The sequence below is a fragment of the Brevundimonas sp. AC546 genome, assembly GCF_979258305.1.
On record NZ_OZ409849.1, the window covers coordinates 2,778,399 to 2,802,891 of the forward strand.

Genomic DNA, 24,493 nt, shown 5'->3' on the forward strand with positions numbered 1-24,493 from the left:
GTGTGCGCCCCGTTCGAATGCCGGGATTCTGGATCCTAGGGACAAGCCCTAGGATGGCGGTAAGGGTGTGGGGAGTGAGCGGTGTGAGAGCGGGCGCCTAAACCGGCTCCGGACCCACCTTCGGTTCGCGCGTCGTGGCGATGGCCCCGACCGAGGCGGCGACGATGGCGGCGATGGCGAGCCATTGCTGGCCGGTCAGGTGCTCGTGCAGGATCAGCAGGCCGGCGACGGCCCCGACCGCCGGCTCGGCGCTGAGCACCACGCCGAAGGTGCGTTTGGGGATGCTGCGCAGGGCGACCATCTCCAGCGAATAGGGCAGGGCGCTTGAGAAGATCGCCACCGCCACGCCCGCCAGGATGATGGCCGGGTTCAGCAGGGCCGCGCCCGCATGGGCCACGCCGAACGGCACGACGACGAACGCCGCGACCGTCATGCCCAGCGCCACCGACTGGCCCGCATGGATGTGCGACAGGCGTTTGCCGAAGACGATGTACAGCGCCCAGCACAGGCCGGCGAAGGCGGCCAAGGCCATGCCGACTGGATCCAGCGCCCCGGCGCCGGCCTTCAGCGGCAGCAGCAGACCGAGGCCCAGCACGGCGAAGCCGATGCAGACGAAATGGATGAGCTTCCTCGAATGGATCAACGCCAGGGTCAGCGGCCCCATGAACTCGATGGCGATGGCCAGGCCCAGCGGAATGGTGCGCAGCGACATGTAGAAGCTGAGGTTCATCGCCCCCAGCACGACGCCATACAGGGCGATGGCGCCCAGGTCGGCGCGGGTCAGCCGGAACCGCCAGGGCCGGAACACCGCCACCAGCAGCACGGCCGAAATCCCGACGCGATAGGCCGATGTCCCCTCCGCCCCGATGATCGGAAACAGGGTCTTGGCGAAGGAGGTGCCGCTCGCCAACGTCACCATGCCCGCGAACAGCGCCAGATAGGGGATCAGACGCATCGCCAGAGGGGAAGTCAGGTGCTGTTTTAGGGCCAGGGAAGTCATGACCGATAAGTAGCCGAATCCCGCTTGCGCTTCCCGGCGATTTTCCGCTTGAATGCGCCTGAAATCGTCACGAAAGGCTGCTCAATGACGAATTTCGTCACTCTCGACGATTTTGACCATAAGCTTCTGGCGCGGGTCCGGCGCAACAATCTGGAGCCGGCGCGGGTGACGGCCGAGGCGGTGGGCCTGTCAGAATCGGCGGTGCTGCGCCGCCTGCGTCGTCTGCGGGCGGAAGGCGTCATCGCCGCCGATGTCGCCGTCATCGATCCGGCCCGCGTCGAGCCGCGCATCGTCCTGCATGTTCAAGTCGAAATGAACACCCAGGACCGTCAGGTGATGGACGCCTTCCAGCGCGCCATGAAGGCCAGCCCCGAGGTGCAGGGCTGCTGGGACGTGACGGGCGAGACCGACTATCTGCTGACCGTCGCCGTCCGCTCGATGCAGGACTACGAGGCCTTCGGCATCCGCGAACTTATCCCAGAAAAGGGCGTGCGCGGCTTTAAGAGCATGATCGTCATCCGCGAGGTCGTCGGCTTCGACCCGGGACGGGCGGTGCTGGAACGCTAGCCGCCCTATCGACGCGAGCAGAAATGCTCGCCCGCACCCCCTTGCGGATCGCCGCCGTCGCCTATCTGTTAGCCGACACCGAGAATTCACGGAGACTTCCCCATGACCGACTTCAGCTACGACGCATCCCGCCACCTGAAGAAGGGCCGGGGCAAGGTCTATGACTCGATCGTCGACACCATCGGCGACACGCCCATCGTGCGCCTGCCGCGGCTGTCGGCCGAATATGGCGCCAAGGCCACGGTGCTGGCCAAGCTGGAGTTCTTCAACCCCATCGCCTCGGTCAAGGATCGGATCGGCGTGGCCATGGTGGAGGCGTTGCAGGAGGCGGGCAAGATCAATCAGGACACGCTGCTGGTCGAGCCGACCAGCGGCAACACCGGCATCGCCCTGGCCTTCGTGGCGGCGGCCAAGGGGCTGAAGCTGATTCTGGTCATGCCCGAGAGCATGTCGATCGAACGACGCAAGATGCTGGCTTTGCTGGGCGCGCAGCTTGAGTTGACCCCGGCCGAGAAGGGGATGAAGGGCGCGATTGCGCGCGCGCAGGAACTGCTGGAGACAACGCCGAACTCGGTCAGCCCGTCGCAGTTCGAGAACCTGGCCAACCCCGCCATCCACCGGGTGACGACGGCCGAGGAAATCTGGAACGACACGGACGGGACGGTGGACATCGTCGTCGCCGGCGTCGGCACCGGCGGCACCATCTCGGGCGTGGGGCAGGCGCTGAAGGCGAAAAAGGCGTCGGTGAAGATGATCGCCGTTGAGCCGGAAGCCTCGCCGGTGCTGTCGGGCGGCGCGCCCGGCCCGCACAAGATCCAGGGCATCGGCGCCGGCTTCACGCCCGCCATCTACGATCCGTCGGTGGTGGATGGGGTCGAACAGGTCTCCAACGACGACAGTTTCGACATGGCCCGCAAGGCCGCGCGCGTCGAAGGCATCCCCGTCGGCATCAGCTCGGGCGCGGCCCTGACCGCCGCCTTCAGGCTTGCAGCGCTGGACGAGAATGCGGGCAAGACCATCGTGGTCATCATCCCGTCCTTCGCCGAACGCTACCTGTCGACGGCATTGTTCGAAGGGCTTTAAGCGGAGCCTTTCGGCCGCCCGCGTGTTCGATATCGGACGCGCGTGCGGCTCCGCTTGGGATGCGGACAGACGCGCGATGGATCAACAACGCCGGAGCGTTTCATGACTGTCGCCGCCCTTCGCCTGATCGCCGTCGCCGGGGTTTCGGCCCTGGCCCTCGCCGCATGTTCGAACAATGACGACAAGGCGGCAGTCGATCCGTCGATGTCGCCGGAGCAGCAGGCCGCCGCCGCCGAAAACACCCCCGTCACCGCCCAGCCGCGCCAGATCCGCAACGTGCCGGTCGATGTGCAGGGCGTGACCGATGTCGGGGCCACGGTGCGGGTCAAGAACGTCGATTTAGCCGAGGACGCCACCATCCTGGACGTCAGCATCTCGTTCGCCAGCGACATGACGAACAACGTCCAGATGGCGACCAACGCCACCTATATCGAACTGCCCAACGGCCAGAAGCTTCGCCTGAAGCCGCCCGAGGGCAATCCCAACATGAACATCGTCAAGGGCGACACGATGAACGGCCGGCTGGTCTTCATGGGGGCGGTGCCGTCCGGGGTGAACCAAATCTCGGTGGTGTTCAATGAAGGCTCGACCTCGGACAGCATCATCGGCCCGTTCCTGCGCATGACCATTCCGCTGACGGCCCAGGCCGCCCAGAACCCGACCGGAGCGGCCGGATGATGCGACGGCACGCGCCCGCCATGGCGGCGGCGCTGTTGGCCGCCGGCCTGACGCCGAGCGTTGTCTCGGCCATGACGGTGCGGCTGATGAGCGGCAGCGCCATCGGAACCATCTCGACCTTCGAGAAGGACATGACCGCGCCTCAGTCCACCTTCGCCAAGGCGGGGCCGGACAGCGAACTGGAGAGCGTCTTCGTCTCGTCCGAGGTGGCGCCTGAACGGGTGGAGACGACACGCAGCCTGCTGACCGAGCTGAATGCGCGGCGCAGCGAAGGGGTGATCGTGATCGACCTGCCGGCCGACGTGCTGTTCGACTTCGACAAGGCGACGATCAGGGCCGACGCGGAGCCGGCCCTGATGAGGGCGGCCGAACTGCTGAAAAGCTATCCCGACGCCCAGGTCAGTATCGGCGGCCATACCGACGCCAAGGGCGACGACGCCTATAACGAGGGCCTGTCCCTGAGACGCGCGCGGGCGGTGGCGGCGCGGCTGCAACGCGAGGCGGGGCGCACCCTGGGCGCGCAAGGGTTCGGGGAGCGCCAGCCGGTCGCCCCCAACGCCAGGCCAGACGGTTCGGACGATCCAGACGGGCGCCAGAAGAACCGCCGCGTCGAAATCCGCATCACCCCGAAGCCGGGAGGCTGAACATGGCCCTGATTTCTTGCCCTGCATGTGCGCGCCAGGTGTCGGAGGCGGCGGTCGCCTGTCCCAACTGCGGTCATCCGATTGCGGGTGATAGGGGCGGCGCCGGCGGCACGTTCAAACAGGCGCTGACGCGGCCGGAGGCGGTCAAGAGTGGCTTCACCGTGTTGGGCGTCTTCGTCGCTGCGCCGTGGATCGCGCGTGTCCTGGCGGTCGTGGCCTTCGTGATCCTGGCCATCGTGGTCGTGGTCAACAAGAGTTGACGGCTCACGCCCGGTTAACCGCTGGCGCCTAAGGTGGGCGAATGGGCGAACTGTCAGCCATGATGGGGGAAGAGGCGACGCCGCAAACGCCGCTGCGCGCACGCCGTGCGCTGCTGAAGCGGCTGGCCGATGTCGTGTCCCTTCCCGCCAGCCGCATCAACGCCTTCGAGCGGTCCGTCACCGGCGATCTGCTGGTCGAGATGCTGCGTCTGGCGTCGCGCGAGGAGCGTCGGCGCGTCGCCTCGCGCCTGGCGCCGCTGGCGGAGCTCCCCAACAGCGTGGCGCGCCTGCTGTTGCGCGACGAGGCCGAGATCGCGGGCCTGCTGATCGAACAGTGCGCCTCTCTCAGCGACGCCGACATCGTCGGCTGTGCGCGCGACGCCAGTTTCGAGCACCGGCTGCTGATCGCGGCGCGCCGGGGTTTGTCCGAGATCGTGACCGAGACCCTGTTCTCCTTCGGAGAGATGGAGGTGATCGAGGCGGTGCTGCGCAACAAGACCGCGCGCCTGTCCCAGGTCGGAATCGAGGCGGTGGTGGGCCTCAGCCGTCAATCGCCGGGTCTGTGCGGCTCGTTGCTGAAACGGCCCGAGCTGAGGCCGTCGGGCGCCTATGTCATGTTCTGGTGGTGCGCGGCGGAGGATCGTCGCACCATCCTGCAGCGGTTCGCCGTGTCGCGCGAAGTCATGCAGGAGGCGTCCGAGGACGTCTTTCCCATGGCCGCCGAAGAGGGCTGGGCCGATCCGGTGGCGCGCAAGGCGCTGCAGTTCATCGAGCGTCGCCAGCGCAACCGCGCCGCCATCGCCAAGAGCCCGTTCGACAGCCTGGAACAGGCCGTCATGGTCGCCGCGCGCGACGGGCTGACGCGCGAGACGGCGTCCGAGATCGCCTTCCTGGCGGGGGTCAAGCCGCTGACGGGGGCCAAGCTGCTGGGCGATCCGGGCGGCGAGCCGCTGGCGATCCTGTGCAAGGCGACGGGGATGTCGCGCACCGATCTGACGAACCTGTGGCGCTCGATGCGGCGGCCCGAGACGACGCTCGAGGGGCAGATCCATCCCGATTGGGAACGGGTGCAGATCACCTATGAAATGCTGGCCGTCGATCGGGCGCAGACAGTGCTGCGTTACTGGAACTGGTCTCTATCCTCGGCTCTGACGCCATCCTTGCTGCGCGCCATACGCGACGGCGAGGATGATGCGGTCGACGAATATTCGGCGCCCGAGCGTGCGGCGATGATGGTGTTGGCCGAAGACTTCGGCCGCTGATCTTAACCACTACAGAGATGTGCACTGACGTGCATATCGCACCGCTTCGGCGCGTGTTTGCTTTCAAGCCGAAACAACCCTATGAGGACATGGGGATGTCTCGACTGGAGAATCAGTCGAGCGCACACAGATCATGAAAGAGACGCCGAGAATGGAAGATAAGCCCGAACTGCTCGAGATGACGGCGGACATCGTGTCGGCTTACGTCGGCAACAACTCTGTCTCGGCAGATGCTCTGCCGGCGCTTATCGCCAATATCCACGCCGCCCTGTCGGGTGTTTCCAATGGTCCGGTCGAAGCCGAACCTGAGCCCAAGGAACCGGCGGTGCCGATCCGCAAGTCGATCGCGCCCGACTTCCTGATCTGCCTGGAAGACGGCCGCAAGTTCAAGTCGTTGAAGCGTCACCTGCGCACCAAATACGACATGAGCCCCGAAGACTACCGCGCCAAATGGGGTCTGCCGAAAGACTATCCCATGGTCGCCCCGAACTACGCCAAGGCGCGTTCGGAACTGGCCAAGTCGATGGGCCTGGGCCAGGGCGGCCGCAAACCCGCCCGCGCCACGACGGCGCGCGCCAAGAAATAAGCCGGATCGTTTTCGGTGTGAGAACGCCCGCTTCCGAAAGGAGGCGGGTGTTTTTTGTGTCTCCTCCCTGCGAAGCGGGGAGGTGGCGCGGCGCATCTTCAGCGCCGTGACGGAGGGATTCTGCGAGGCATCACCGGCGCCTGTGGGACTTCTAGAGCCCCTCCACCACGCTTCGCGCGGTCCCCCTCCCCACGATGTGGGGAGGAGACGAGGTTACGCCGCCTGTGCTGTTCGTCTCATGCGCCAGAAGCGCAGGGTGCGAAGGGCGGCGTCGCGGGTCAGTTCGCCGTACATGCGGCCGTAGGCGGCGGCCTTGCCCATCGGATTGTCTTCCGACCCCAGGACGGCGACGGCGTAGGTCAGATAGATGGCGCGGTCCATGTCGGCCGCCTTGCAGACCACCGACAGGGCGTCCAGATCCTTGCGCTCGACGATGCCGCGAGCGGTGTGGAAGTCGATGTCGGCCAGTTTCGACAGGGCGATCAGGAAGGGCGTGCGGCCGTTCGAGCGCAGGAAGCGGATCAGCACCTGGGGCGTCAGCTGGCCGGCGGCCTGAAGCTCGTCGATGTAGGCCAGGTTTTCGGCATAGTCGGCAGGCAGGGCGCCGTCGTCGGTGGCCACGCGGGTGCGGCCGGCGGCTAAAGCCGCCTCCAGCAGGGCGGGGTCCATGCGGGCGTTCTGTTCGAGGATCTGCTGACGCAGGCGGGCCTCGACGACGAAATACATCTCGTTCAGCAGGTCGGCGGGCAGGCTTTGGCGCTCGACCGTGGCGGCGTGCAGGGCCGAATTGGCCTTGGCGCGTTCGACGGCGGTTTCCGACGCCGCGCGCGACAGGCGGGCGCCGTCGTTGCGCAGCAGCGTATCCAGGGTGTCGTCGTCGCCACGCTCCACGATGATGTCGGACACGGCCTCGGACACGGTCGCACGGCCGGAGACGGCGCGCAGATGACCCTGACCACGCTTGCGCACGACGTTGATCAGGTCCTCGTCGGTCAGGACGGTGGAGGCGCGCAGCACCTGTTCGGCGACCTCCAGCTCATCGTCGGCGAAGCGGCGGATCAGGCTGTGGGGGGCGTTGGGCGCCTCGGCGAAACGAGCGGCCAGTTCGGCGCGGACCGCCGTCTCCATCTCGTCGGACAGTTTGGCCAGGACCGTGCCGTAGAGGGCGGTCTCATTGGCGTTGTGTTCCGATGCGCCGAAGAAGTGGCTCGTCAGTTCGCGCAGCAGCAGGCGGCGTTTCTCGCTGGACCCTTCGCCGGCGAGGGCGATCAGTTCCGGCAGGCGCGAACCTTCGATCACAACGGGTTCGATGACGGGAAGGTCGATCACGGCCTGATCGGTCATGGCAGGTTGTCGGCTTCGGTCTGGGGCACGGCGCGCAAGGAACCGTTCGCATTGCGGATCAGGGCGGGCGGACCGTCCGGCTGGGCCAGGTCGTTCGAGCGCGGGGTCTGGGTCATTTCGACCGGCAAAGCGTCCAGATAGGTCTGCTGCGGCGCCTGGATGGCGTCGGGATGACGGCCGGCCTGGCGGTGGACCGAATAGTAGCGGGCGCTCTGATCGCCGGCGGGGGCTATCTGGGCCGTCTGCTGGGACGCGGCGACGGCCGCGCCGTCCAGCGGCACGCCGGCTTGGGGCCGTTGCAGACGATAGATGGGGGCGTCGCGGCGCGGGGCCATCGGATCGACGACGGCGGCCTGGGCGGGTTCGGGGGATGGTTGGGTCTGAGGCTCGACTTGGGCCGCCTGCTGCGGGACCGGGGCCGGGGCGACCTCGGCCTGAGGTTGGGGCTGGGTCGGCGCGGGGGCCTGCGGTTGCGGCTCGGGGATGTAGGCCGTGGGCGCGGCTTGCACGGGAGCAGGCTGAACTGGCGCGGGCTGACCCATCCAGGCGCTGGCGGGCGTCAGGCCGTTGCTGCGCGGCGTGGGGGCGGCGGGGGCGGGCGCTAGGCGGGCCAAGGGAATGGCGCCGGGGATGGTGCGGTTGGCGGCGACGACGGTCGGCTGCGGCGCCTCGGCCTGTCTCACGGCGGGGGTCGCGGCGGGCGTCTGCGCCGCGCGGGCGGCGACCGGCGGCTTGCCCGGCCAAGACAGGTAGCGCAGCCCCGCCGTATTGGTCGGCGCCTGTTGGGCGACGGCGGCGCCGGCCACGAGACTGGCGGCGGTCAGGACGGTCGAGAGAACAGTCTGGAGGAGGGGGGCGCGGCGCAAGGCGGCTCTCCGGTGAGGAATTGCAGCCCGCACACTAGGGTTCGACCACTTAATCCCGCGCTAACGCCACGGCAGGTTTCGGCGAAGGCGCGTCAGCCGCGACCGGGCAGATAGTTGTCGGTGAAGGCGTCGCGCCAGTTCAGGTCCGCCTCATAGACGCCTGCCTGTGAGGTCACGTCGAAGAAGGCCTGCCAGCGGTCCTCGGTCAGGGCGCCCAGGCCGTAGAGGGCGGCGTCGCCCCCATCGACGATGGCGTTGTCGCGCAGGCGTTCACGGGCCTGATCCAGCACCGCTTGCGTCATGTCGGGGTTGTCCCTGCGGATCAGGGCGTCGGCGGCCGAGGCGTCGCCTCGGATATAGTCGCGCCACCCCTCGGCCGAGGCGGCGATGAAGCTGCGCAGGGCGGCGCCATTGTCGCGGGCGAAGGCGTTGGGCGCCAGGACCATGGCGGCGTAGGAGGGATAGCCCTCGTCCGCCATCAGGAAGACCCGGGGGTCGAAATCGGCCGCCTGTTCGATGGCGTAGGGGTCGCTGGTCAGATAGCCCTGCTGCACCGCGCGCGTGTTGGCGATGAAGGCGGCGGGGTCGTAGGCGTAGGGGCGTAACTGCTCGTCGGTGAAGCCGTATTTGGCCTTCAGCCAGACCCAGAAGGTGCTGATCCCGGTGTCGGACAACAGGAAGGGCCGACCCGTCAGATCGGCGATGGTCTCCAGCGTGTCGTCGGGGTGGGCCATCAGGACCTGCGGGTCCTTCTGGAAGAAGGCGGCGACGGCCTTCACCGGAGCGCCGGCCGCGACCAGGTTCAGGGGGATGAAGCTGTTGGAGCCCATGCCCAGTTCGACGGCGCCCGAGGCCAGCAGTTGCGGCACGTTCACGCCGGGACCGCCCTGGACGATCTGGACGTTCAGCCCGCGCTTCTCATAGGCCCCGCTGGCCAGGGCCTGATAGAAGCCGCCCTGTTCGGCCTGGGCGCGCCAGTCGGTGGCGAAACGCAGCCGCACGCGACCCTGCTCGTCCACCGGCGCCTCGACCCGTCCGCAGGCCCGAAGCCCCACGGCGCCCGCCGCCACGGCCGCACCGCCCGCGATCAAGGCGCGGCGGCGGGTCAGCAGGCGATTCCCCAACAAGGTCATGCGCCTGACTTACGGGGGGATAGGGGCGTTGGGAAGGCGCGGCGTCAGTCGGTGACGATGTCGTCCGCCCTGTCGCTTCGGATCGGTTCGCCATCGACGGGATTTGTCGGCAGGACGTAGCGGACCGGCACGACGCAGCGGACGCCGTGACTGTTGGACGGTTCGGCGCGGCCCGCCTGGACCGTGCGACGGCCGCTGTCGCCGAAGGTGGCGGCGGGTTGGGCGTCGATGACCTCGACATTGCCGACCTGGCCCCAGGTCGCGAGGTCGAACCGCACCAAGGCCCAGCCCTCGATGCCGCGCTCGCGGAAGGCGACGGGGAAGGATTCCGGGGCGCCGCGCGCCTGGAAACGCGTTCGGACTTCGGCCGGACAGTTCTGAAGCGGATCGTCTTCGCGCTCGGGCAGGTCCGGCGCAGGCAGGCGTTCGCCGCCCCGGTAGAAGTTGTAGACGCAGCCCTTCAGCGGGGCGCCGCCCTCGACGAGGGTGTCCGACACGGCGCGGCGGGTCTCGGCGTCGAAGACGGCGTCGCCGGACGAACCCAGGGTCTCGACACTCGTCGCGCGGCCCTCGGCGTCCACGTCCCAGCGCAGGACGGTCCAGGACCGACCGCCGGGCGGCGGCCGTTGGCCGATCTTGTTGTCGGGGTAGCTCACGGTGCGCGAACGTCGGCCGCCGCGACGATCGCCGCCGCAGTTGGCGTCGGGACCGGCCAGGCGCGCGGCGACGGCGTCGCGGATCGGGCCGCGCGTGCGCGTGACGGCGAAATAGCGCAGCAGGTCGGCCTTACTGGCTTCGACGATGGGCTTGGCGGTGTAGCGGATCGTCAGGCGGCAGTCGCTGCGCGGCCCGCCTGAGAAGCGCCACGCGGCGAGGGCGGCCTGTTCCTGATCGGTCGGAGGCGTCGATGAAATGACGATCTCGTCGGAGGCGGGGTGCATGCGCGCCGATGAGGGGCGGATGTCGCGTGTGCGGCCGTCCTCGGTGATCGAGAACGACAGGGTGACGCCAGGCTTTTCATGGCCGAAACGGACGGTCTCGATCCGAAGGTCGTCGGCGTATGTCGGTTGGATCATCGCGCCGTCGCAGGCGATTTCGGCGGTGGGGATCTGAAGCAGCGAGTGTTCGGGGGGCGTCTCGCCCGGTCTGTAGCCTGTGCGGACCGGAGAAGTCCGCAGCGGCTCCTGGGCCTGATCCACGGGGGACGCCAAGGCGGGCGTCGTCGTCAGGGCAAGGCCAAGGCCAAGGGTGATCAGGGCGGCGCGCATGGGTGTCTCCGTCTGCATCTCATGGGTGCATCTGGAGCGGCGGCTGTCTAGCTGGATTTCGTGAAATCTACGCCGGAATTGAGCGAGGGGACGAAGCGTGCGGGCGGACCCGTGCTCTTCGTCCCCTCGCCAAGTCCGGGTTGGACTTGGCCGTCTGGGTCAGGGCCTTGGCGTCAGCGTCGTTCCGGGCGAACCCGAAAGGGCGGTCGGCTGTACCTCGTCGCGCTCCTGGTCTTGGGCGTCCCACGGCGTTTTAGTCCGTGTCGTCCCTCGATCCCGATCCGGTTCTCCTGTTCCTTGTCGATCCTGAGACCGTCGAGGACTGGAGCCTGGATCCCGCCTGCCGCACGTTACGATCCGAAGATCGCCCGATCGCGCCGGGTCGGAGAGCCGGGCCGGTTCGCTTGATGTCCGGGGTCTCCCCTGGATTTCCGCGCCGCCGTGTCCCTTGGCCTGTTGACGTTCCGATGAAACCGGCTATGAGGCAAGCGCCCGATCTCGCCCCGGTGTGCACGACTGGCCCGGCGGCGGTGGACAAGCCTGTGAACATCGGTGGACGGATCAAATTCGCGGTTGCGGATCAGCGGCTTGCCTTGTCCACAGAAACGCAGACGCACAGGGCTCGTGGTGTCGATCCTGTCGGCCAGCTAGAGTTTCGCGTCCATCCAGCGGCGGATGGCCGCGCGCGCGCCCCGGGCGGCCGGGCCGCCGAAGTGCAGGAAGCCGTGCGGGGTCTCGGGGACGCGGATCAGGTCGGCCTCCGATGCCTCGCCCCAGCGGGTGGCCATCAGCAGGCTGTCCTCGAACAGGGGATCGTCCTCGCCGGCGATGAACAGGGCGGGCGGCAACCCCGTCAGGTCGGCGTAGAGGGGCGAAACGTCGGGCTGGCGCAGGCCCGCCTCGTCGCGGTCGGGCGCCAACCGGGCCAGGTCGGTGCGCATGGTCGGGCCGTTGAACAGCAGGGTCTCCGGGCCGGCCGAACGCACGCTCTCGGTCCCCGACAAATCAAAGACGCCGTAGGTGAAGACACAGCCCTTCACCAGGTCGATCAGCCCCTGGTCGCGCAGGGCCACGGCGGTCAGGGCCGCCAGATGCCCGCCGGCGGATTCGCCCGTCAGGAACAGGGTCGAGGCGCCGAGGCGGTCGACATTGGTCACAGTCCAGTAGGCGGCGGCTAGACAGTCGGCGATGGCGGCGTCGACATAGACTTGGCGACGTTCCGACAGCAGGCGGTAATCGACCGAGACGACGCAGAAGCCGTGGTGCGCCAGGTGGGCATTCAAGCGGTCGTTCAAACTGGCGCTGCCCAGCACCCAGCCGCCGCCGTGGATGTCCAGAATGACGGCGCGGGGCGTGCCCGTGGGGTGCAGGATGCGCAAGGGGACGGGATGGTCGCCGTCGGTCTGGATGATCTCGACCGTGACGCCGCGCTTCCGCAGGCGCGGGACCGTGACCCGCCCGGCGGCGGCGTCCAGCCATAGGGTCAGCCGCTGACCCGCATCGATCCGCCAGCCGTCGGTGCGCAGGCGCGGCGCACGGGCGAGGACGGCGTTGATCCGTCGCACCGCCGCCTGCTGGGGCGGGGCGAACTCGACGAGGTGGGTGCGCAGGGTCATGTGGGAAGGGACCTGCGCTGGAAGACAACCTGGAGGGCGATGTTCTTGATCTGCGACCGCTCGATCAGCATCAGCGGAATCGGGATGGTGCGGCGGACGACCTTGTGGCTGAGGCCGGTCTGGGTCGAGACCAAGCGAAAGGCTTGGCAGTTCTTCAGCGTCAGAGCGACGATCTGTTTGTCCGTATCGAGAGAAAGGCTTTCGACCTCGCCTTCGTAGCCGACCCAGCTGTCCTCGATCTCCATGTTGGTGACGACATAGGCGGCCAAGTGCTTGTTGTAGTCAGGCTCGGGGCTGAGCTGGGTCAGGATCGAAGCCCAGCCCCCGTAGAGGAAACGGAACAGGGGCGTCGCCGTTTGGGGCAGCTCCTGCTGCTGACGGGCGATGCTGGTGCGTTCAGCCTGGTTGATCGCTGCCCGCATCGCCAAATAGGCGCCGTAGGACAGGGCCAGAAGCACGCTGAGGAGGAACCACGCCTCCAAGCCTAGGAAATGGTCTTCCTTCGGTCGCGCCGCCAGGAAATAGGCGTAGGGGTTCGGGTTCCAGGGCACATGGATAAACGGCAGTAGATGGGCGGCTAGGTCGTTGAGAACGAACAGGCCCGCACCCGCCGCATGAGCCGCTAGTGCGCCAAAGATGACGATGGAAAGGGCTGTGAAGGAGTTGGGAGCCGGCGGAGCGGGTGCGACCACCTTGCCGCCACCTGAGGTATAGAGGGCGGCGAACACCGCCAGGCCCGGCGCAAGGATGAACAGCGCCCAGGCGACCCCCAGGGTGACAGTCAAGCGGCGCGGGCCGGCTTCTTGATCTGAGTCGGCTTGCTGGCGGGTTGAACCGCAGGCGGCGCCGGCAGCACGACGACGCCGTCGTCGCGGCGCTCGCCTTTGGCGATGGCGGCCGACCAGCTGCCATACTGTTCTACGATTTTGCGACCTGCGCGCAGGGTCTCTTCAGAAGCGATCTGCATATACGACATGGAGCCTCCTTTGGTGTCTTAACGCTAACACAAGATCGGGACGCGCGCACCGGTTTCAAGTCGGATCGCCAATTCCGTAAGCAGACAACGGACGGATTTTCCCCGCTCTCGTCATCCTAGGCCTTGTGCCTAGAATCCACTCCCGGTGTCGACGGGGTGGGTCGCTTCTTCGACGGAGTCTATCGACCCTCGCCACAAGGGCGAGGATGACGAGTGGGGTAGGGTTCCGGCTGGGTATGGCCGACCGGATGGTCCGATGAACCATATGAGCCTCTACCCCGCCAGCGCCGCCTTCTTCTCTTCCAGCTCCAGCCATTCCAGTTCGGCGGATTCCAGGTCGGCGCGGGCCTTGTCGGCGGCCTTCATCGTGGCGTCGAAGGTCTTGGGATCGCGGGCGTAGAGGGCGGGGTCGGCCAGCGCAGCATCATGTTTCGCGATGGTGCCGGGCAGGGCGTCGATAAGGGCTTCGAGTTCCTTCAGGCGATGCGCGTCCTTGAAGGTCAGCTTGCCGGCTTTCTTGGGGGCGACGGCGGCCGGGGCGGCCTCGGCGGCGCGTTGGGCGGCGGCCTTGTCCTGGGGGCGGGGGTTGGAGCCGGGCTGGAGGAAGCCGGGGTTCTGGCGGATGAAGTCGGTCCAGCCGCCGGGGGTCTCGACGATGTCGCCACGCCCGTTCAAAGCCAGGGTCGAGGTGGACAGGCGGTCGATGAAGTCGCGGTCGTGGGAGACCAGGATCAGGGTGCCGTCATAGCCCTCCAGCAGCTCTTCCAGCTTGTCCAACGTGTCCATGTCCAGGTCGTTGGTCGGTTCGTCGAGGATCAGCAGGTTGGCGGGCTTGGCCAACGCCCTTGCCAGAAGCAGGCGGTTGCGCTCGCCGCCCGACAGGGTCGAGATTGGCTGGCGCAGCTGGGCCTCGGAGAAAAGGAAGTCCTTGGCGTAGGCGGCGACGTGTTTGGACACGCCGCGCACAAGGATAGAGTCCCCGCCGCCCGGCGTCAGGGCGTCCCACAGGGTCATGTCCGACTTCAGACCCTCGCGCGACTGGTCCAGATAGACGGACTCCAGATTGGAGCCCATGCGGACCGTGCCCTCGTCAGGCGGCAGTTCGCCCAGCAGGGTCTTGACCAGGGTGGTCTTGCCCGCGCCGTTGGGACCGACGATGCCCAGACGGTCGCCGCGGATGATGCGGGTGGTCAGGTCCTTGAACAGGGTGCGGCCGTTGAAACCCTTGGACACGCCCTTGATCTCGGCGACCAGCTTGCCCGACGTGCCGCCGGAATCGACGCCCAGATAGAGTTCGCGCGGGGCGTCCTTCATCTTCTCGGCGCGTTCGGCGCGAAGGGCGTTCAGCGAACGGGCGCGGCCTTCGTTGCGGCTGCGGCGGGCGGTGATGGAGGAATAGAAGGTGGCCGTTTCGCGCTCGATGGTCTTGGTCAGGCGACGCAGGCTCTCAGCTTCTTCCTCCATAACCTTGGAGGACCATTCGTCGAACTCGACGAAGCCCTTGCTCAGGGTGCGGACGCGGCGGCCTTCCAGCCAATGGACGGTGTTGGTGACGCGGTTCAGGAAGGCGCGGTCGTGGCTGACCACCAGCAGGGCGAACCGGGCCTGGATCAGCTCGTTCTCCAGCAGTTCGATGGCCAGGATGTCGAGGTGGTTGGTCGGCTCGTCCAGCAGCAGCAGGTCGGGCTCTTCGGCGAAGGCCTTGGCCAGGGCGGCGCGGCGGGTCTCGCCGCCGGACAACCCTTGCGTCGATTTCTCGGGGTTCAGGCCGAAGGTGGCGAGCCAGCTCTCGGCCGTCCAGCTCTCGGCCTCGCCGGAGGAGGCGTAGTCCAGCAGGGTCTCGCCGGTGATGACGGGTTCCTGCGGCACATAGGCGAAGCGGACGGCGGACTGGACCGAACGGTCGCCGCTGTCGGGTTCGATCATACCCATGACGACCTTCATCAGGGTGGACTTGCCGGCGCCGTTGCGCCCGACGAGGGCCGCACGGCTGCGCGGCTCGACCGCAAGGTCGACGCCGTCGAAGAGGGGGCGCTGGCCGTCCTGAAGACGGACGTCCTTGAGTGCGACGAGGGGGGGTCTGGCTGCCATGGGCGGCCATATAGAGGAGGGGAGGCCGAACCGCCATCGGCGTTGACGGTTTCCGGGCGACACGGTGTAGTTCGTGGAGGGTTTGCAGTCGGGGGATGCAGGGATGGATATGACGTCGAACGGGCGCGGGGGCGCGCCAGACCGCAAGCCGGGGCGGATATTCTATCTGCTGGCCGTGCTGCCCGCGATCTGCGGGATCGTGACGATGGTCGTCATCCTGGCGACGAAACTGCCGGCGATGGACGACGGGCTGGAGCAGATCGTCGTGCCGGGGGCACGCGAGCTGGCGCTGACGCCGGGAAACCACACCGTGTTTCTGGAGGTCCGCAGCGTCGTCGATGGGCGGGTCTATGCCGTGGACGAGGTGTCCGGACTGGCGGTCAAGGTCGTGGCGGCGGATGGAACTCCGGTGGCGACGCGTACGCCGGGCGGCAGCTCGACCTATACCTTCGGCGGACGACAGGGGCAGTCGATCCAGGTGTTCCGCATCGACCGGGCCGGGACCTACAGGGTGTCGGCGGACTATGACGGCGGCGCCGGACCGCAGGCCGTGATCGCCGTGGGGCAGGGGTTCATGACGGGGATGTTCGCGGTCGTCCTGTCGGCGCTGGGGGCGTTCTTCGGCGGCGTGTTCGTGTCGGTTGTCGGCATCGCCTGGGTGGCCTGGAGCCGACGGCGGGCGCCGCGCGGGGCCTGATGGGACCTGAGGATTGACAGTTACCGTCCGGTTGGTATGTAGCGGCCATGGATACGATCACACGCCGCCGCGCACCCGACGACACTCGCGCCGAAATCATCGAGAAGGCCCTGGAAGTGGCGGCTGAGCTGGGGGCGTCGGGCTTTACGCTGGATGCGGTGGCGGCGCGCACGAGCGTCAGCAAGGGCGCCCTGCTGCACCACTTCCCGAGCAAAATCGCCCTGCTGGAAGGGATGATCGATCACCTGGGGCGGATGCATACGGACATGATCTTGGCCGAGGCGGCGCGCGATCCGGAGCCCTATGGTCGCAACGCCCGAGCCTATCTGCGGGCCACGGTCATCGAGCCGGTGACGCCGCAGGACGTCAGCATCGGTCGGGTGGTGATGGCCGCCTGCGCCATCGATCCTGCGCTGTCTCAGCGGTGGAACAGTTGGATCGACAAGGTGAAGGTGGATGATCCCAGCGACCCGGTCGGGGCCGACGACGCCCTGATGCTGAGGCTGATCGCGGACGGGCTGTGGATGTCGGACCTGTTCGCGACGCACACGGTGTCGCCGCAGCAGAGGCAGGCGCTGCTGTCGCTGCTGACGCCCGGCCATCCGATCACGGCGAACGACGCATGAGCCCGGTGACATGGATGGTGCTGCTGGGCGCCATTGCGCTGGAGGTGGCGGGGACGACGCTGCTGCAGGCCTCGCAGCAGTTCAGCAGGGCCTGGCCCACGGCGGGGATGGCGGCCTGTTACGGCCTGGCCTTCTACCTGCTGTCGATCGCCCTGAGGCAGATGCCGGTCGGGATCGCCTATGCGATCTGGAGCGGGCTGGGCGTCGTTTTGATCTCGGTGATCGGGACGGTGGCGTTCCGCCAACGGCTGGACCTGCCCGCCATCGCGGGGCTGACGATGATCGTCGGCGGGGTGGTGGTGATCAACCTGTTCTCCAAGACAGTGGGGCATTGAGGCTGTGACAAGCGGCGACGCGGCGCGTATGAGGCGCGCCATGCAGCCCTACTGGGAAACCAAGACCCTGGCCGAGATGTCGCCTTCTGAATGGGAGGGGCTGTGCGACGGCTGCGGGCTGTGCTGCGTGATCCGGTTCGAGGACGAGGATACGGGCGACGTCGTTCCGACGCGGGTGCACTGCAAGCTGTTCGATTCCCAGGCCTGTTCGTGCTCGGACTATGCGAACCGTAAGGCGCAGGTGCCGGACTGCATCAAGCTGACGCCCGGAAACATCGAGGCGCTGGGGTGGATGCCCCTGTCGTGCGCCTATCGCCGGCTGCACGAGGGGCGGCCGCTGGCGGGATGGCATCACCTGATCTCGGGTAGTCGCGAGACGGTGCATACGGCCGGGGTGTCGGTGCGGGGGCAGACGATTTCGGAGCTGTCGCTGGCTGAGCCGGAGGATGCGCTGGATTTCGAGGCGCCGGAATGGATGCTGGAGCGGGGCTGAGGCTGCTAGGGTAGCCCCCTCTAGCCAGCGCAATGACGCTGGTCGAAGTCTTTAGAAAACAAATCGTTGGCGAATTATGTGGGCGTTCTTCCGGCCTGAGGACGCTGCTGCGATATGGTTTGGGCATGACGGGAAATCGGGATGACGGAGAGGGCGGCGGTGGCGGCGCTCGCGGAACTGCTGCGGCCTGCGCCGGGTGGATGGAGCCGATGTTCCTGATGCTGAAGGCCAAGATGGAAGAGGCCGCGCAGAAGGTTTGCAAGACAGAGATCGAGGACGCGGCCGCAGCCGAAAAGGTCGCGCGCCAGATCGGCGTGATCGCGCGCTCGGCCAAGGCGGTCGAGGCGATGCGGCTGTTGTGCCTGAGCGACAACGAAGAGGACGAGATGGGTGGACGAACCTACGACGCCGCAGAGGACGAGCGAATCCGAGGAGAACTCCTCGTCGAATACGAGCGGCTCGACCGGATCATGGAAGAAAAGCAGGCCGAAGCCGACGAACGGGCAAGAGCTAAGGCTGCATCGCAATCACGTTCGGCTGCTGAAGCACCAGATCAAGCCGCTTGATCACGACCTGCGGACCTGGCTGCTGCTGGGTGGGCGAGGGTCGGGCAAGACCTTCGCCGGGTCGGTCTGGATCGACAAACTGGCCCGCAAAAGAGCGGGCATCACTCTGGCCCTGGTCGGCCCCGCCCTGCACGACGTGCGCGAGGTGATGGTGGAGGGGGCGTCGGGGATCAAGGCGCTGGCGGAACCGGGCGACCGGCCGCGCTGGGAGGCGGGGCGGCGTCGGCTGGTGTGGAAAAATCAGTCGGCGGCCTACGCCTTCTCGGCCGAGGATCCCGACAGTCTGAGGGGGCCGCAGTTCCATGCGGCCTGGGCCGACGAGTTCTGCGCCTGGCGCAAGCCGGAGATGGTGCTGTCGAACCTGAGGTTCGGGTTGCGTCTGGGGGACGAGCCGCTGCTGGCGGTGACGACGACGCCCCGGCCGATCCCTGCGCTGAGGCGGCTGATGGCCGAGGCCGGAACGGTGACGGAGCGGGCGGCGACGGCGCTGAACGCGCAGAACCTGTCGCCCGGATTTCTGGCGCATCTGCACGACGTCTATGGCGGGACGCGGCTGGCGGCGCAGGAGCTGGAAGGCCTGGTGGTCGAGGGCGAAGGCGCCCTGTTCCGCATCGAGGATCTGAAACGGGCCAGGGGCGCGCGGCCGGTCGAGCTGGAGCGGGTGGTGGTGGCGGTCGATCCGCCGGCGACGGCGGGCGGCGACGCCTGCGGGATCGTGGTGGTCGGTCGCAAGGGTCGGCAGGCCTTCGTGCTGGCCGACCGGACGGTGCGGGGGCTGTCGCCCGGCGGCTGGGCAGGGGCGGTCTGTCAGGCCGCGCGGGATTTCGGGGCGCACGAGGTGGTCGCCGAGGGCAACCAGGGCGGGGACATGGTGCGCGCGGTCTTGAGGACAAACGACTGTCCCGCGCCGGTCGAGATGGTGCATGCCTCGCGGTCCAAGGCGGCGCGGGCCGAGCCGGTGGCCCTGCTCTACGAACAGGGGCGGGTGGTCCATTGCGATGCCTTTCCCGCGCTGGAGGAAGAAATGCTGGCCCTGGGGTGCGAGGGCGGACCCAGCCCGGATCGAGCGGACGCTCTGGTATGGGCGATCACGCGGCTGATGCTGGGACCGCAGTCGGCGGGGCCGAGCGTGCGCGGGCTGTGAATGTCTTTTCCCTCCCCGTACCGGGGAGGGTGGTCGCGGAGCGACCGGGTGGGGGCGGCCCGGCAGGGGCGCACGGATTGATCGCGCGAGGTCGGTGATGGGTCGCCTTGCCGCCCCCACCCGGCTTCGCCTGCGGCTCAGCCACCCTCCCCCGCAGGGGGAGGGAGAATTTGTTGGAACAGGAGAGACGAGATGCCGGCCATTCCCGAGCGGGACGGACTGCTGAATCATGGGCGCGATGCGAGCGGGCCAGCGCGGCGCGCGGCGGCTGTGGCGCCCAGCGACACGGTCGATCTGACGACCTATGCCAAGGCTTTGTATGTCGGCTCGGCGGGCAATGTCCGTGTGCTGACGGTCGGCAGCGAGGATGGGGAGGCGGTGACGTTCGCCAACCATCCCGTGGGCTGGTTGCCGGTGCAGGTGCGGCGCGTGCTGGCGACCGGGACGACGGCGACGCAGATCGTGGCGGCCTTCGACTGATGTCTGGCGTCGAGATCGGGGCGGCGACGACGGCGCCGGGCGGGGTGTTGGGGCGGTCGCGGTTCGCCGTGAGCGACCTGCCCGTCTGGTCGGCGGCGGTGCGGACCATGCAGGCGGGCGGGCGCGAGGCGCGGCTGTTGTGCATCGGCGACAGCGTGACGCAAGGGTTTGGCGGTGTCTCCGGCGGGTGGACGCCGAACGGTCGGGCGGGCGCCTGGCCAGAGCGGCTGGCGGCGATGATGAGCGGGCGCGGGCTGCCGGCCTCGGCGGCCAGCGTCGCGGGCGCAGGCGCGGCGGATGGGGCCAGCGGAGGCTATTGGGCCTATGACTCGCGCGTGACGATGGGCGCGGGATGGGGCGTCAATGCTCTGACGGGGATGGGCGGAAAGCTGTTCTCGGGCGCGGCGGCGTCCGGCGGAGCCTGGAGTTTTCAGCCCGACGGGCCGGTCGATCGGTTCGACCTGTGGGCCGTGACCAATACGGCGCTGGGGGTGTTGACGGTCGAGACGGACGGGGTGGTGCGCGCAAGCGTGAACACGACCAAGGCCGCGTCGATGGAGGTCGCGACCGTCGCCTTTCCCGAGACGAGCGGGCCGGTGACGGTGCGCTGGGCCTCGGGCGGGGCTGTGTTCATCGCGGGCGGGGTCGGATGGCGGTCGGACGTGCGGCGGGCGCGAGTGATCAACGCCGGATGGGGCGGGGCCAGGATCGCGGACTGGATCACGACGGACCAGCCGTACCGGGCCTATGGCTCGATCCCGGCGGCGGCGCCCGATCTGTCGCTCGTGTGCCTGACGATCAACGACTGGAATGCGGGGACGGCGGTTGCGACCTACAAGGCCGGGCTGGGGCTGTTGGTGGATCGGTGCCTGACGACGGGGGACGTGCTGCTGATGACAGGGTGTCCGTCGGACCCGGTGCAGGGCAAGGCGAGTTATGCGGCGCAGGGGGCGATCCGGGATGCCGTGTTCGAGGTGGCGGCGGCGCGGGGGCTGGCGGCGCCCATCGACGGGACGGCCCTGTTCGGCGGGGGTTTCGCCAGCGGGCTGATGTTCGACGCCGTCCATCCGAATGCGGCGGGCCAGGCCAGGATCGCCGAGGCGGTGCGGGGAAGGGTGATGATCTGAGGTTGTCGGTTCTGCGCGCGCGGTGTTAACCGTGGCGTATGGGGGAGCGGTTTTACGGGGTGCAGGCGCTGCGGTTCGCGGCGGCGACGGCGGTGGTCGTGGCCCATGCGCTGGACCTGGCGGGGACGCGGCTGGGGCTGGAGACGGTTCTGGCGGGTAGCGCGCTGGAGGATTTCGGCGCCGTGGGCGTGGACGTGTTCTTCGTCATCAGCGGCTTCATCATCGCCACGACGACGCGGGGGCAGGGCGGGGTTCGGGCCGCCGGGGACTTCCTGTGGCGACGGTTTCGGCGGGTGGCGCCGATTTACTGGCTGCTGTCGCTGCCGATCCTGATCGGGATGGCGCGGGGCGGGACGCTGACACCCGACGTGGCGGCGGCGACGTTTCTGTTCTGGCCGTTCAGCGGACCGGAGCTGACGTTTCCGGCGCTGGGGCCGGGGTGGACCCTGTGTTTCGAGATGCTGTTCTACGCCGGGTTCGGGTTGGCGATGGCCGGTGGACGGCGGGTCGGCTGGGGGTTGGTCGCGGCCTATGCGGCGATGCTGGCGGTCGGGTTGGTCGTGGCGGCGCCGGTGCTGAGGTTCTGGGGCGCGCCGATCATTTTGGAGTTTCTGCTGGGCGTCGGGATCGCGTCGGTTTGGCGGAGGGCGCCGCGAGGGGCGGGGCTGTGGGCGGTCGGGCTGGCGCTGGTTGGGTTCGGGCTGACGCTGGTGATCGGCTATGGCGGGATCGACGATGTGCGAGCGCTGAACGATCCGTGGAACGGGTTGAGGCGGGTGCTGATCTGGGGGTTGCCCAGCGCGCTGCTGGTGTTCGGTTTGGTGCGGATGGAGCGGATGGACGCGGCACCGGGGCGGCTGGAGCGGGCGGCGGCCTTCATGGGGGATGCGTCCTATTCGATCTATCTAGTCCATGTGCTTGTGATCCGAGCTCTGGGAAGGCTGTTCGAGAGCGGGATGGTCGTGGCGCCTGGGGATGCGGTTGTCGGGCTGACTGTGGTGGCGAGTTTGGCGGCGGGCGTGGTCGTGCATCTGTGGGTGGAGCGGCCGGTGTTGCGGCTGATGACGCCGCCAGAACGACGAACGTTGTTTTCAACGCCGTCATCCTAGGCCTCGTGCCTAGGATCCAGAAACACCGAGCCTGACCGGCGAAGACCGGGAGTCTGGATCCTCGGGACAAGCCCGAGGATGACGAAAATAAGGAAACTGACACGATGGTTTCGATCCGGTGGCCGTTCGGCCAGGCGGGGCGTGTGCGTGCGCCTGAGGGCAAGGAGAGCCGAGCGGGCGGGGTGATCGCCCTGTCGGGGGTGGGCCGGCCGCGGTGGACGCCCAACGACTACGCCAGCCTGGCGCGCGAGGGGTATCAGAAGAATGCGGTGGCCTATCGCTGCATCCGCATGATCGCCGAGGCGGCGGCTGCGGCGCCGTTCGCGGTGTTCGTGGACGGGGTGCGCGACGAGGCGCATCCGCTGGCGAAACTGATCCGCCGGCCCAATGCCGAACAGTCGGGGGCCGAGTTGATGGAGGCGGTCTATGGGGCGCTGCAGGTGTCGGGCAACGCCTATGTCGAGGCGACCGGCGATGCGGATGTGGACGGGGCGCCGGACGAGCTGTGGGCGCTGCGGTCGGACCGGGTGAAGGTGGTCCCTGGCCGGTCGGGCTGGCCCGAGGCATGGGATTATTCCGTGGACGGACGCTCGGTTCGGATCGGGCGGGCGGCAGACGGCTGGGCGCCGGTGATGCACCTGAAGCTGTGGCACCCGCTGGACGACTGGTACGGGCTGTCGCCGATGGAGGCGGCGGCGCAGGGGGTGGATGCGCACAATGCGGCGGGCGCCTGGAACAAAGCGCTGCTGGACAATGCGGCGCGGCCGTCGGGGGCGCTGGTCTATGGGGCGCGCAATGGCGAGCGGCTGACGGACGGGCAGTTCGAGGCGCTGAAGGACCAGTTGTCGAACGTCTATGCCGGGGCGACGAACGCCGGGCGGCCGATCCTGCTGGAGGGCGGGATGGACTGGAAGCCGCTGAGCCTGACGCCGGCGGAGATGGACTTTACGGCCGGCAAACATGCGGCGGCGCGCGAGATCGCCCTGGCCTTCGGGGTGCCGCCGCAGCTGCTGGGTATCCCTGGGGACGCGACCTACGCCAACTATCGCGAGGCCAATGCGGCCTTCTGGCGACAGACGGTGATCCCGCTGGTCAGGAAGGCGGCGGGGGCGATGACGGGCTGGCTGGGCGCGCGGTTCGCCGGGTGCGAGGTGCGGGCGGACCTGGAGGCGGTGGCGGCGCTGCAGCCCGAGCGGGACGCCCTGTGGGCGCGGCTGGAGGCGGCGAGTTTCCTGACGGATGACGAGCGCAGGCGGATGGCGGGGTTGGGCGGATGACCGAACATCAAATTCGGCGCGTGCCGACGGCGCTGCTGATCGCCGTGGCGGTGCAGACCATTGGCGGCCTGGTCTGGGCCGGCGGGGCGGCGGCGCGGATCGCGACGCTGGAGCAGCGGGTCGGGGAACAGAGGCTGGTCGCCGAACGGCTGGCGCGGCTGGAGGTCCAGGGCGAGGCGACGGCGGCGGCCGTGGAGCGGATCGAGCGACGGTTGGAGGGGGCGAAATGAGTAGCGAGCAGCGAGTGACGAGTGGCGAGACAGCAGAGCGAAGTGAGAAGCGCTCATCACTCGCCACTCGCCACTCGCCACTACAAATCCAAGGCTACGCCTCCCTGTGGGGCGTGGCGGATCTGAACGGGGATGTGGTGCAGGCGGGGGCGTTTGCGGACAGTCTGGCCAAGACGGGCGCCGAGGGGGTGCGGATGCTGAACCAGCACGACGCGCGGGCGCCGGTCGGGGTCTGGGAGCAGATCGTCGAGGACGCGCGCGGCCTGTTCGTGCGCGGACGGATCGAGGACTGGTCGGCCGAGGCGCGGTTCGCCGGGGCGCTGAGCCGGGCGGGGGCGATGGACGGACTGTCGATCGGATACCGCACGGCGCGGGCTCGGCGTCAGGGCCGGCTGAGGGTGCTGAGCGCGGTCGAGCTGTGGGAGGTTTCGCTGGTCGTATTTCCGGCCTTGGTCGGCGCAAGATTTCAGTTGTCGCGACCGTAGTGCTCGCGGCCCTCGCGGCGGAGGTCTTCGAGCGTCTGGCCAACAGCTGGTTTGATGAAGGCTGTCGCTGGCGGCTGATCGGCGGCACATCGGGTTGTCAGATTTTCCGCGCCGCGAAGAAGATTAAAGCCTCCAAGATCGTTGCGCCGCAGTTTCCAGCGGCGCGAGCCAAGGTCGCGGCGGTAATAGGTATGTAGAACCGCCAGAACGGTCATGCGCCCACGGCGGGCATCACCGGAATGAACTCGGTTTACGTCCAGATCGACGATCCAGGGCCAACTCATGACGATCCAACCATCGTCACTATCCGGGAACACAGTCGGTATCTGCGAAACGATGCGAGCCGAGACTTCGGCATCGTAGCATTCTGCGTCTTGAGCCACGGCGGCGCCGACGTCGCAGGCGAGCGATGCGGTGAGGGCAGCCAATCCGGCGAGCAAAAGATGGGCGCTTCGTTCAAACATCTTAGCCAAGTGTCGGCGCGATCCATTTGCGTGTCCAGCGGGAGCCGGTCGCTGTGTAAGTGCGAGGAAAGGTCGTGACGTTTCCG

At 68.1% G+C, this 24,493-nt stretch carries 28 protein-coding genes; 18 read left to right on the forward strand and 10 right to left on the reverse strand.

Annotated features, from left to right (window positions below; translation table 11 throughout):
* Window positions 1-97: 97 nt before the first annotated feature.
* Window positions 98-1,000: an EamA family transporter gene (locus ACZZZD_RS13745; protein ID WP_463435719.1), complete on the reverse strand. Its 903-nt coding sequence runs from the start codon at window positions 998-1,000 to the stop codon at window positions 98-100.
* Between the two features lie 84 nt (window positions 1,001-1,084).
* On the opposite strand from ACZZZD_RS13745, the gene ACZZZD_RS13750 reads away from it, so the two are divergent.
* From ACZZZD_RS13750 to ACZZZD_RS13780, 7 genes are all read left to right on the forward strand, one after another.
* Window positions 1,085-1,567: an Lrp/AsnC family transcriptional regulator gene (locus ACZZZD_RS13750; protein WP_463435720.1), complete on the forward strand. Its 483-nt coding sequence runs from the start codon at window positions 1,085-1,087 to the stop codon at window positions 1,565-1,567.
* Between the two features lie 102 nt (window positions 1,568-1,669).
* The gene (gene cysK, locus ACZZZD_RS13755; protein WP_463435721.1) at window positions 1,670-2,650 is read left to right on the forward strand and encodes a cysteine synthase A; all 981 of its coding nucleotides are present in this window, start codon (window positions 1,670-1,672) and stop codon (window positions 2,648-2,650) included.
* A 102-nt stretch (window positions 2,651-2,752) separates the two neighbouring features.
* Window positions 2,753-3,328, forward strand: coding sequence for a hypothetical protein (locus tag ACZZZD_RS13760; protein ID WP_463435722.1), 576 nt, complete (start codon window positions 2,753-2,755; stop codon window positions 3,326-3,328).
* Complete coding sequence (locus ACZZZD_RS13765; protein ID WP_463435723.1) at window positions 3,325-3,972, forward strand: OmpA family protein; 648 nt, start codon at window positions 3,325-3,327, stop codon at window positions 3,970-3,972. The genes ACZZZD_RS13760 and ACZZZD_RS13765 overlap by 4 nt, the downstream gene beginning before the upstream one ends.
* 2 nt (window positions 3,973-3,974) lie before the next feature.
* Window positions 3,975-4,232: a hypothetical protein gene (locus ACZZZD_RS13770; RefSeq protein ID WP_463435724.1), complete on the forward strand. Its 258-nt coding sequence runs from the start codon at window positions 3,975-3,977 to the stop codon at window positions 4,230-4,232.
* Window positions 4,233-4,273: 41 nt separating this feature from the next.
* Window positions 4,274-5,494 (forward strand): DUF2336 domain-containing protein, encoded by a 1,221-nt coding sequence (locus tag ACZZZD_RS13775; RefSeq protein ID WP_463435725.1) that lies wholly within the window; start codon window positions 4,274-4,276, stop codon window positions 5,492-5,494.
* 151 nt (window positions 5,495-5,645) lie between these two features.
* Window positions 5,646-6,080: a Ros/MucR family transcriptional regulator gene (locus ACZZZD_RS13780; protein ID WP_463435726.1), complete on the forward strand. Its 435-nt coding sequence runs from the start codon at window positions 5,646-5,648 to the stop codon at window positions 6,078-6,080.
* 213 nt (window positions 6,081-6,293) lie between these two features.
* Here ACZZZD_RS13780 and ACZZZD_RS13785 read toward each other — a convergent pair whose 3' ends face one another.
* The 8 genes from ACZZZD_RS13785 to ACZZZD_RS13820 all read right to left on the reverse strand — a co-directional run bounded on the left by ACZZZD_RS13785 (window position 6,294) and on the right by ACZZZD_RS13820 (window position 15,374).
* Window positions 6,294-7,424: a DUF2336 domain-containing protein gene (locus ACZZZD_RS13785; protein WP_463435727.1), complete on the reverse strand. Its 1,131-nt coding sequence runs from the start codon at window positions 7,422-7,424 to the stop codon at window positions 6,294-6,296.
* On the reverse strand, window positions 7,421-8,290 hold the full coding sequence (locus tag ACZZZD_RS13790; protein ID WP_463435728.1) for a hypothetical protein: 870 nt from the start codon (window positions 8,288-8,290) through the stop codon (window positions 7,421-7,423). The genes ACZZZD_RS13785 and ACZZZD_RS13790 overlap by 4 nt, the downstream gene beginning before the upstream one ends.
* A gap of 92 nt (window positions 8,291-8,382) precedes the next feature.
* On the reverse strand, window positions 8,383-9,423 hold the full coding sequence (locus tag ACZZZD_RS13795) for an ABC transporter substrate-binding protein (protein ID WP_463435729.1): 1,041 nt from the start codon (window positions 9,421-9,423) through the stop codon (window positions 8,383-8,385).
* A 44-nt stretch (window positions 9,424-9,467) separates the two neighbouring features.
* A complete protein-coding gene (locus ACZZZD_RS13800) occupies window positions 9,468-10,691 on the reverse strand; it encodes a TonB family protein (RefSeq protein WP_463435730.1) in 1,224 nt (407 codons plus the stop codon).
* Window positions 10,692-11,338: 647 nt separating this feature from the next.
* Window positions 11,339-12,307: an alpha/beta hydrolase gene (locus ACZZZD_RS13805; RefSeq protein WP_463435731.1), complete on the reverse strand. Its 969-nt coding sequence runs from the start codon at window positions 12,305-12,307 to the stop codon at window positions 11,339-11,341.
* Window positions 12,304-13,092: a hypothetical protein gene (locus ACZZZD_RS13810; protein WP_463435732.1), complete on the reverse strand. Its 789-nt coding sequence runs from the start codon at window positions 13,090-13,092 to the stop codon at window positions 12,304-12,306. Before ACZZZD_RS13810 ends, ACZZZD_RS13805 begins: the two co-directional genes overlap by 4 nt.
* On the reverse strand, window positions 13,089-13,283 hold the full coding sequence (locus ACZZZD_RS13815) for a hypothetical protein (RefSeq protein WP_295173307.1): 195 nt from the start codon (window positions 13,281-13,283) through the stop codon (window positions 13,089-13,091). Before ACZZZD_RS13815 ends, ACZZZD_RS13810 begins: the two co-directional genes overlap by 4 nt.
* Window positions 13,284-13,556: 273 nt before the next feature.
* A complete protein-coding gene (locus tag ACZZZD_RS13820) occupies window positions 13,557-15,374 on the reverse strand; it encodes an ABC-F family ATP-binding cassette domain-containing protein (RefSeq protein ID WP_463435733.1) in 1,818 nt (605 codons plus the stop codon).
* A 103-nt stretch (window positions 15,375-15,477) separates the two neighbouring features.
* Between ACZZZD_RS13820 and ACZZZD_RS13825 the strand changes: the two genes are divergently transcribed.
* The 11 genes from ACZZZD_RS13825 to ACZZZD_RS13875 all read left to right on the forward strand — a co-directional run bounded on the left by ACZZZD_RS13825 (window position 15,478) and on the right by ACZZZD_RS13875 (window position 23,943).
* Complete coding sequence (locus tag ACZZZD_RS13825; RefSeq protein WP_463435734.1) at window positions 15,478-16,071, forward strand: hypothetical protein; 594 nt, start codon at window positions 15,478-15,480, stop codon at window positions 16,069-16,071.
* Window positions 16,072-16,118: 47 nt separating this feature from the next.
* Window positions 16,119-16,697: a TetR/AcrR family transcriptional regulator gene (locus ACZZZD_RS13830; protein ID WP_463435735.1), complete on the forward strand. Its 579-nt coding sequence runs from the start codon at window positions 16,119-16,121 to the stop codon at window positions 16,695-16,697.
* Window positions 16,694-17,032 (forward strand): DMT family transporter, encoded by a 339-nt coding sequence (locus ACZZZD_RS13835; protein ID WP_463435736.1) that lies wholly within the window; start codon window positions 16,694-16,696, stop codon window positions 17,030-17,032. Before ACZZZD_RS13830 ends, ACZZZD_RS13835 begins: the two co-directional genes overlap by 4 nt.
* A 40-nt stretch (window positions 17,033-17,072) precedes the next feature.
* Window positions 17,073-17,525, forward strand: a complete 453-nt coding sequence (locus ACZZZD_RS13840; protein ID WP_463435737.1) for a YcgN family cysteine cluster protein — start codon at window positions 17,073-17,075, stop codon at window positions 17,523-17,525.
* A 390-nt stretch (window positions 17,526-17,915) separates the two neighbouring features.
* Window positions 17,916-19,235: a DNA-packaging protein gene (locus tag ACZZZD_RS13845; protein ID WP_463435738.1), complete on the forward strand. Its 1,320-nt coding sequence runs from the start codon at window positions 17,916-17,918 to the stop codon at window positions 19,233-19,235.
* A gap of 192 nt (window positions 19,236-19,427) precedes the next feature.
* Window positions 19,428-19,715, forward strand: a complete 288-nt coding sequence (locus ACZZZD_RS13850) for a spike base protein, RCAP_Rcc01079 family (protein ID WP_463435739.1) — start codon at window positions 19,428-19,430, stop codon at window positions 19,713-19,715.
* Window positions 19,715-20,842, forward strand: a complete 1,128-nt coding sequence (locus tag ACZZZD_RS13855) for an SGNH/GDSL hydrolase family protein (protein ID WP_463435740.1) — start codon at window positions 19,715-19,717, stop codon at window positions 20,840-20,842. Before ACZZZD_RS13850 ends, ACZZZD_RS13855 begins: the two co-directional genes overlap by 1 nt.
* Window positions 20,843-20,880: 38 nt before the next feature.
* A complete protein-coding gene (locus ACZZZD_RS13860; protein WP_463435741.1) occupies window positions 20,881-21,951 on the forward strand; it encodes an acyltransferase family protein in 1,071 nt (356 codons plus the stop codon).
* A 104-nt stretch (window positions 21,952-22,055) separates the two neighbouring features.
* Complete coding sequence (locus tag ACZZZD_RS13865) at window positions 22,056-23,228, forward strand: phage portal protein (protein ID WP_463435742.1); 1,173 nt, start codon at window positions 22,056-22,058, stop codon at window positions 23,226-23,228.
* Window positions 23,225-23,458, forward strand: a complete 234-nt coding sequence (locus ACZZZD_RS13870) for a hypothetical protein (protein ID WP_463435743.1) — start codon at window positions 23,225-23,227, stop codon at window positions 23,456-23,458. Before ACZZZD_RS13865 ends, ACZZZD_RS13870 begins: the two co-directional genes overlap by 4 nt.
* Before the next feature lie 86 nt (window positions 23,459-23,544).
* Window positions 23,545-23,943, forward strand: coding sequence for an HK97 family phage prohead protease (locus ACZZZD_RS13875; protein WP_463436138.1), 399 nt, complete (start codon window positions 23,545-23,547; stop codon window positions 23,941-23,943).
* Here ACZZZD_RS13875 and ACZZZD_RS13880 read toward each other — a convergent pair.
* Window positions 23,925-24,416 carry a hypothetical protein gene (locus tag ACZZZD_RS13880; RefSeq protein ID WP_463435744.1) on the reverse strand — a complete coding sequence of 164 codons (492 nt, stop codon included), beginning with the start codon at window positions 24,414-24,416 and terminating at the stop codon, window positions 23,925-23,927. The two genes, ACZZZD_RS13875 and ACZZZD_RS13880, sit on opposite strands and share 19 nt — an antisense overlap.
* Window positions 24,417-24,493: the final 77 nt, after the last annotated feature.